Consider the following 1936-nt stretch of genomic DNA (forward strand, 5'->3'; position numbering starts at 1 on the left):
ATGAGGGGGACGGCATAGGGATAGTTACCCGAATGGGCGAAAACCGCAGGTTTGAGTTTTTACTAGCTTCAGCTAGTGAAAATATAGCCCGATTTCCGCAGGAAAATGCCCCAAAATTATGCAAGCTTTTTGTACTCTGTAGCTAAACGAATGATATTACTTGTTAGTTGTTCGTCTTTATAATGCCAATAATAAAGATAATGCTCCATGACACTTCTAATAAAAATAAAAAACCGTTGTTTTATATCATTCTCAATTTCTTCTTCAAACGTGAAAGATGTTTCTGAAATAGGCTTAATCCGTTTATAAAGAATATAAAACGTTCTGAAATCAGCTTCAATGCTTTTACCAAAAATTGGAATCATTGATCTATTTATTATTTTAAATACTCTTGAAGTAGATAAATTCATAATAAATGAAATATCTTTTACTGGAACATAACTAAATTTAAGATAAATAATTAACAAATTACGCAAATATGATTTTTGAATTCTATCTTTTTCTAAATTATCACCAAAGACATCAGTAGCTTTTGTGAATAGAGATTCAACATTAAATCCCACTAAATTATTAATATCATTAACAGATAGATTTTTGGGAGAGACAACAGGCATATTTGTATATGCTTTTATTTTTTTTGGTTTAGATACTTGTATCATTTTGGATCTCCATTTTATTTAAACGTTTTAACAAATCACTCCATTCTTTATTACTTAAAGTACCTTTAATGATATAATTGAATATAATTTATAAGTGCTTGTATAGCATACATATAATCACACAAAGTATCACTATACCCAGTAATTACATATCTAAACCCACAACCAGGTTTAAAAGAAATCCAATCGGACTGAAGATTATTGATAGTGAGGTTAAGAAAAATTTCTTCACCGTCAATATTGCAGTTACCATCATTGTAGTTTTTTTCAAAAAGTTGAGAGTGTAAGACTAGTAAGTCGTCAAAATTAAATTTTTTACCATTTAGTAATGTTGGAGTAAAACCTTTATTTATTAGATATTCACATGTATTAACAACAACTCTCGTTTCTTTGTCTTTTTGTTTGTTTCGTTTTTCTTGAGCATTAATATTCATACTTTAACATCCTCTATTGAGAGATTAATTTATTTAACAAAACCCCTATATTAGGGCTTAGTTTCGTTGTTTGGTTAACCATTCAACTTGTAATTATTATATAAAATAACATGCAAAAAAGCAAGCAAAAAAACAAATAAAGCTTTTTTTTCATTTGCTCATAAAACAACCATAAAAAAAGGGACTTTACATAAGTCCCCTTTGTTTTGGCATTACGATCTTATTATTTTTTAGGTTTTATACTAACTATTTTCTTAATATTTGATGAAAGACAGAACTCAAATGAATCATCGCCAAAATGGACATTCAAAAGAATCTCTCCACTTGGTTCGCCATAAAATTCTTTCTCGTATGCATCAACCCACCCTTTGCTTCCATCGATAAATTCTACAGCAATATAATTATCATCAATTAGTTTTTCTAAATATTGTATTGGTAATGGGCATTCGTCTGTTATGTAACTCTCAGTTGCTGAAAAATTAGGGGTTTTAGGGAAAAAACATTTATCAAACATTCCAACCACGTTTCCTAAGCTTTTTATATTTACATTTCCTACATAATAACCATCTTCACGACTTTCAATTGAATAATTATTAATTATGATAACATCACCTTTTCGATGAAAGACTTCTTGAATTTCCGAGTTATATCCAACATCTTCAGTAACTTCAAAAAACAGAAAATAATCTTTAGCCATTTTGTTAATAGATTCAAATAAAAAATCTTCGTTTTCAATAATCATTGTTTTACCTTTCTTTAATTGTTTAACTTGTAATTATTATATAAAATAACACGTAAAAACGCAAGTAAAAAAACAAATAAAACAGCCTTTTTATTCCGTTT

At 28.3% G+C, this 1936-nt stretch carries 3 protein-coding genes; all 3 read right to left on the reverse strand.

Annotated features, from left to right (window positions below):
* Nucleotides 1-116: 116 nt before the first annotated feature.
* On the reverse strand, nt 117-659 hold the full coding sequence (locus tag ACGH80_RS11715) for a hypothetical protein (RefSeq protein WP_411578986.1): 543 nt from the start codon (nt 657-659) through the stop codon (nt 117-119).
* Nucleotides 660-724: 65 nt separating this feature from the next.
* Nucleotides 725-1093, reverse strand: a complete 369-nt coding sequence (locus ACGH80_RS11720) for a hypothetical protein (protein WP_411578987.1) — start codon at nt 1091-1093, stop codon at nt 725-727.
* Between the two features lie 223 nt (nt 1094-1316).
* Nucleotides 1317-1835: a hypothetical protein gene (locus ACGH80_RS11725; RefSeq protein WP_411578988.1), complete on the reverse strand. Its 519-nt coding sequence runs from the start codon at nt 1833-1835 to the stop codon at nt 1317-1319.
* Nucleotides 1836-1936: the final 101 nt, after the last annotated feature.

Source organism: Gilliamella sp. BG1, from assembly GCF_046635625.1.
GTDB lineage: Bacteria > Pseudomonadota > Gammaproteobacteria > Enterobacterales > Orbaceae > Gilliamella > Gilliamella bombi.

Coding starts and splice junctions, on each gene's coding strand:
- ACGH80_RS11715 (WP_411578986.1), bottom strand. CDS start 659: ATGATACAAGTATCTAAACCAAAAAAAATAAAAGCATATACAAATATG.
- ACGH80_RS11720 (WP_411578987.1), bottom strand. CDS start 1,093: ATGAATATTAATGCTCAAGAAAAACGAAACAAACAAAAAGACAAAGAA.
- ACGH80_RS11725 (WP_411578988.1), bottom strand. CDS start 1,835: ATGATTATTGAAAACGAAGATTTTTTATTTGAATCTATTAACAAAATG.